The sequence below is a fragment of the Allobosea sp. 01N443 genome, from assembly GCF_056399325.1.
This window is the reverse complement of the sequence record NZ_JBFTRC010000277.1, coordinates 1-5,698: the sequence shown is the minus strand read 5'-3', so window position 1 is coordinate 5,698 and position 5,698 is coordinate 1. Positions and strand designations below refer to the sequence as shown.

Here is a 5,698-nt window from a genome sequence, read left to right as displayed (position 1 = left end):
CGACAACGTCAAATAGCGTTTCGACGTATACCAGGGTTTCATCATCGCGGATCTGAACCTCAGCGAGAGGTTTTTCATCACCGTTCTCAACCCACCAATCGTAGGGCAGTCTTTTTCCCGGACTGAATTGATAAATCGGCGAGAATGCCTTCAATCGGTCGATAGCAGCGCGACCGATCACCGCGTCGGAAGCATCCGCATCAAGGCAGACGAGTTCTCCAGAGTGGTGATATCCTCCGATCGCACTCATTGCGATACCTCCTCCCGTGTAGAATGCGGAAGCACGGCGCGTGCCGATGTAAGGTAATTCTTCACTGATCCAAGGTTCATCGAGAATGAGCGCTTCGAAATCGTGCATGGGCAATGTCAATCCTGGTAGGGGCGATGCTTATTGTATTCTACAATTTGGGATCGCCAAGAGATGCGCTCTTTTACTGGGGTTATGAACACCCTCAGCGAGCGTGCTGCAGCCTGAAATCAAGCCATAGCGTGTCGAGACAGGCTCGACATACCAGATGCTGTGTTTTCAGCTTCGGATTTGATTCGCATAAGGATGATTATGGAACCAATCCGGATCGGATTTCGATTTGTTTCGCCTTAGCCAGGCAGACCCGCCTGCGTCGGGGTAGACGGGACGAGGTTCCGCAAATTGCAGCAAATCCGGCCTCAACGGCCGCTAACCTCCTGATATAACGTGATCTTAACTGCAAAACGCTAAGGCGAGATAATTGCGTTTCGACCACGGCACGGCCGGGGCATCCAGCGAAGTCCGAGTGCAGTTCCTTAGGCGAGATAAATGCGAGCGCCGCTTGAATCACAGGCGCGATAAAGCTGGAATACCTTAGGCGAATTTATTTCGAATGGTGACCTGATCGGCGCCACGGAATGCGGGTTGGAAATTGCGATCGCTTAGGCGAAATAAATTACTGAGACGACGCTGCGGCATTTTTCGCGCCTTGGGAAAATCGCCGTTGAAGGCTGTCGGAAATAATCCAATTTTTTAGGCGAAATAATTCGCTCACTGACTTGTCAGGGTCGGAGCGCACCCGCTAAAATGAGCATCGAATTCAGACGCTATGCGTCACCCAGGACTTGCAATGACCGTTTTTCAATATCAGTGGGGCACCGAGCGTCCGCGTTCGCGCGGTGACCGACAGGACCGCTACCTTGGCGCATATGCCGAGGCGGGTCTGGCGCGCATTCTCGCGGAGAATGAGGCTCGGCTGGCCCGGTTTCAGAGCGACCTTGATGTGATCAAGCGCGATCGGGAGATCGTGCGCCTGTCGACGCCGGGTGGCCGCTATAACAGCGAGGTTGCGGCGACGGTTGCGGCGCAGTTTGGCGTCGTGTCGATGGGAGAACCCGTAAAGCGCGGTCGCGGACGTCCCGTGAAGTATGGCCCGCATGATCCGCGCCCGGCGCGGCCGAGTCGCGCGATGACGCCTGCCGGTCGTTTGAGGGCCGCAGCCATGGTGCATACCCGCAAGAAGCGCGGCGGTGTGCGGCAGGAGTCTGGCACAGTCTCCCCCGTCACCGCCTCCCCTGCCCGTTCTGTTGCGCCGAAGGCGGCAGCCGAGATCGGTCGCGAGTTGCTGAGCGGGACGATCGCGGCACAGCAGGATGTCGTCGCTCCGATCGAGGTCGACGTGGTCGTCGCGGAGGGCTCGCTGATTGCGGAACCGGTGGCGAAGGCTCCGTCCTTCGACCTGGCTGCGATCGCGGCTCGTCAGCAGAGCAGCATGGAATCGGCGCTGCGTGAACTGACGTCTGAGGGCGATTTGTCCGAGGATGCCATCCTGCTGCGCAGCATGTTCATGAGCAGCCACAAGGCGCAGACGCAACATCATCGCCGCCGGGTACGTGGCGAGGATGGTGTTGCCCGTCTTGATTACGACTTCACGGACGCCATGGATGAAACCAAGGCGCCGTCCGAGGTGCGCGAGCGCTTTGCGGGTTTCGGTCTGGTGACTGATCCGGCATCTGGGGAGTTCTCGGAAGAGGAGCTTCAGCTTTGGATGAAGCGCGCGATCTTCAACGGCGTTGATTTTCCCGCGAAGGATTTTGATCGGTATCTGCGGGATCACAAGGGCGCCAAGAGGTTCTACGCGTCGTTGAAGATTCATGTCGACCCCGTGATCGATCGCGAGCGGATGCGCGTTCTTGTCTGGCCGTCGATCGAGCGACGTCTGGATTTTGTCGAGCAAACMCATGATCGGTTTGCGCGGGGAAAGATTGACCTCGACACGGCGATGGTTCGCGTGGCGAACTTCGATTTCCTCGAGCTCGATACCATTCGGTACGGAGCGCATAATGTTTATCGTGAGATTGTCGATGCCATGCGCTGGTTCGAGGGTTTCTCGCGATTGGATATCGCGGAATGGTCGGGGCATAATCCCTCAAAGGTGCCGTCGTGCCGGTCGATTTATGGCTTTCCGGATTGGACGTTTCCGGAGCGTCTTCATGACGAGATCGGCAACGGGAATATGCTCTTGGAGGAGGTCGATGCGGAGTATGTGATTCCGAGCATGAAGGAGTTGGTCGACTTCGCTTCGATCGACACGGAGGTCATGATTGCGAACCTTCGGGATCGCACCGACGTCGATTACGCGGATATCGAACTCTAAGGGGTTTCGCAGATCGCGCATGAAAAAGGGCGGCTGCCGTGAGGCGAGCCGCCCTTCCCTATTTGCTGGTAGCCCAGAGGCTGCCGTCCCGCTCGATGAGGCGTTTGTGCACGCGCTCGGTGAGGACCTTATATCCGTGGTCCCAGTTCGCGATGGCGTACTGATTGCGGCGCACGATCATCTCGTAGAGGTCTATTTCGGTTCGATAGCTGTGGGGCGGCGTCCTGGTGCAGATGTGATCCGCCAGACGCTCGAGGTCTCTGTCGACCTTGGTCCGCTTTTTGGTCCAGGCCGGATTGGGCTTGCCGAAGGCTTTCGGGTCGAACGCGGTCTGGCCTATCATGGCGAACGTCCATTTTCTGGGGTTTCAACCCTCTTGGGTTCGCCCAAATTTCGATGTTGATCGAAGTGCGAGATCGGATTGATCGACCTCGCATTGGGCTGCTCCAGAACGGACGTCAGCGTTTACTCTCCAATCTCGTCCCGGAAATGGTCGAGGAGGTCCCGTCCGAGTAACGGAGTTCCATCTGTCGTTGCAAAATTGATCAAAACGTAGCCAGCGCCAATTACGCTCGCCTGATAGACAAAGACAAGCTTATGGGGTGGCGATCCATAAAGACCGCGCCTGACGCAAACAATCCACATTTGCTTGCCCGGAACGGTATCCGTGACGTGGCAGTCATTCTTTGATCTATCATACGAACTCAGCCAGTCTCGTACCTTACCGGCGGGCTTGGCATCGCCTTCTGAATTGTGAATTGAAAGCGGTGTCCCGGCAAAGCTCAGTATCGGATGGTTCTTCCACGGCGTTCCACGAGAAAATGGGTCACGTTCGCTAGCTTGTGCCGGAATTAGGAGCACAGCGGCCATGCCTAAACCAAGAACTGCACGCCTCATCTGCCCGTCCACTTAATCACGATTTTCAGAGCAATACGGCAATTTGATTCGCTTGGTTCCGTCAACTGATGTGGGCTGAAACGATCTTCTGGACGCTCTGCATCTGGGGTTCTCCGATATGGACTTGCTGAAAAACGGAAGGATGGGCTTGTGCGAAGCGCGCGGCTGGATTGCTGCGGCTATCGCCGGTTTTGTGTGATGCCGAGGCTGCGGCGCATGGCCCGGGATGTTTCGGGGATCCCGTATGGAAGCATTGCCTGCTTAGTGGGCCCCTTTTGCTTCGCCTTGGCTTCGGCCTTGGCGAGGCGGCGTTTCGACGCCCGGGTTGATCCGTCGTCTGGGGCAACCGCAGCGACACGCTCGGCTGCTGCTGTTGGCGGTGCGGCTGCGAGCCCATGCGCCATAAGGCCGAGCGCTGCTATCCCGATGCGCGAAATCATTCTCGCTCCAATTCCGTGAGGTGTTGGGATGGTGCTGGATGGGATGCGTCAGCAGATCTCGAGGAAGAGCATCCGCTCAGTCACGGCGCTGTTCTCGATCGACTTGATGTCGGCCAGCGCCTCGGTCAGATGAAGGAAGGTGCTCTGGCTGACCTGGACGCCGTTCGCCATTTGGATCGCGTCTGCGAGGTCGAGGTTCGTGAAGCACTCGAACGGAATCTCGACACCGCCACCTTCGCCGTCATGCTCGACCAGGTTGAGAAGGTTGCGCACTTCGGGGTGTTTGGCGCTCAGCGCGTCGTAGACGGCGTGGCGCTGATCGGTGCACTCATTGGTCAGCGCCATGGAGCGGATGCGGCGCTTGCCGTTATTCCGGGCGACGATCGAGAGCGAGAGGCCGTATGCCATCGTTGTCATCCTTCTTGGGATTTCGAAGAAAATCGATTTCGATTCCCAATGCTGGAATGATGGCCTCTCCCCTCCCCTTGGGTTTGATCGCACCGCTCAAAAAGAACCCGCCATTCTGGCGGGTCGAGATGGGGAGGGTCTCTCCTCTAAGGGAGCACGATACTCAATGGGTGTCGTTCCTACCACACGTTGCGTCAGGAACTGGTCACTTGGCTCGGTTAGCGACGGGTTTTGATCGCGTCAATTTTGCGATCGGTCCGAACCTAGTGGTCTCTGCCTGACGGAAGAGTCCTGCTTGGGATTCCCCTCGGTCGGCGCGTATGCGAGTCTGGCGCATGCGCACCGGGGTTTCGATCACCATCACGCCGTCTGATCGCCACCGCCTTGAGGCGGTGGCCAAGGACCGCAACGCCGCCCAGAAGCATGCGTGGCGGGCGCTGATCGTGCTGCTGAGCGCGGACGGCATCGGCACCAACGAGATCATGCGCCGGACCGGCAAATCGAAGACCTGCGTCTGGCGTTGGCAGGAACGGGTGGGCTCTTGCGCGATAAGACCCGGCCCTCCCGGGTCAAGCCGCTCGGACCCGCGGTGGCGGAGCGCGTGGTGGCTCTGACGCTGACCGACCCGCCGGTCGAGGCGACGCACTGGACGGCGGATATGATGGCCAAGGCGGCCGGCATCAGCGCCAGCGCGGTGCGGCGCATCTGGAAGGCGCACGGGCTGCAGCCGCATCGCTGTCGGCAGTTCAAGTTGTCCAACGATCCGAACTTCGTGCCGAAGCTGCGCGACGTGGTCGGCCTCTACGTCGATCCGCCAGCCCACGCCATCGTGCTGTCCGTCGACGAGAAGAGCCAGATCCAGGCGCTCGACCGCACGCAGCCGGGCCTGCCGCTGAAGAAGGGCCGGCTCGGCACCATGACCCACGACTACAAGCGCCACGGCACCACGACCCTGTTCGCCGCGTTGAACGTCCTCGACGGCACCGTCATCGGCCGCAACATGCAGCGCCATCGCCACCAGGAGTTCATCCGCTTCCTCAACGCCATCGAGGCCGAGGTGCCGGCCGGCAAGAGCGTCCACGTGATCCTCGACAACTACGCCGCCCATAAGCACCCGAAGGTCCGCGCATGGCTCAACCGGCACGAAAGGTTCGTCTTCCACTTCACGCCGACCTCATGCTCCTGGCTCAATGCGGTCGAGGGCTTCTTCGCCAAGCTCACCCGACGACGGCTGAAGCGCGGCGTCTTCCGCTCGATCGTCGACCTCCAGGCCGCCATCAATCGCTTCCTGGCCGAGACCAACGCCGATCCCAAGCCCTTCTCCTGGAC

The 5,698-nt window shown here is 59.1% G+C and carries 4 protein-coding genes and 1 pseudogene; 2 read left to right on the top strand and 3 right to left on the bottom strand.

The features are described from left to right. A partial coding sequence (locus AC1DRP_RS34415) for a hypothetical protein (protein ID WP_476770884.1) occupies positions 1-358 on the bottom strand: 358 nt, incomplete at its 3' end. 739 nt (positions 359-1,097) lie between these two features. On the opposite strand from AC1DRP_RS34415, the gene AC1DRP_RS34410 reads away from it, so the two are divergent. Continuing rightward, positions 1,098-2,624, top strand: a complete 1,527-nt coding sequence (locus tag AC1DRP_RS34410; protein ID WP_476770883.1) for a hypothetical protein — start codon at positions 1,098-1,100, stop codon at positions 2,622-2,624. Positions 2,625-2,682: 58 nt separating this feature from the next. Here AC1DRP_RS34410 and AC1DRP_RS34405 read toward each other — a convergent pair whose 3' ends face one another. Further along, positions 2,683-2,967 carry a hypothetical protein gene (locus AC1DRP_RS34405; RefSeq protein ID WP_476770882.1) on the bottom strand — a complete coding sequence of 95 codons (285 nt, stop codon included), beginning with the start codon at positions 2,965-2,967 and terminating at the stop codon, positions 2,683-2,685. Between the two features lie 1,042 nt (positions 2,968-4,009). After that, positions 4,010-4,369 carry a hypothetical protein gene (locus AC1DRP_RS34400; RefSeq protein WP_476770881.1) on the bottom strand — a complete coding sequence of 120 codons (360 nt, stop codon included), beginning with the start codon at positions 4,367-4,369 and terminating at the stop codon, positions 4,010-4,012. A 335-nt stretch (positions 4,370-4,704) separates the two neighbouring features. On the opposite strand from AC1DRP_RS34400, the pseudogene AC1DRP_RS34395 reads away from it, so the two are divergent. Then, positions 4,705-5,698: pseudogene (locus AC1DRP_RS34395) on the top strand (IS630 family transposase); the annotation flags it as partial.

What these genes read in the sequence shown, in the direction of transcription:
- AC1DRP_RS34405 (WP_476770882.1), bottom strand. Translation starts at nt 2,967, where the DNA reads ATGATAGGCCAGACCGCGTTCGACCCGAAAGCCTTCGGCAAGCCCAAT.
- AC1DRP_RS34400 (WP_476770881.1), bottom strand. Translation starts at nt 4,369, where the DNA reads ATGGCATACGGCCTCTCGCTCTCGATCGTCGCCCGGAATAACGGCAAG.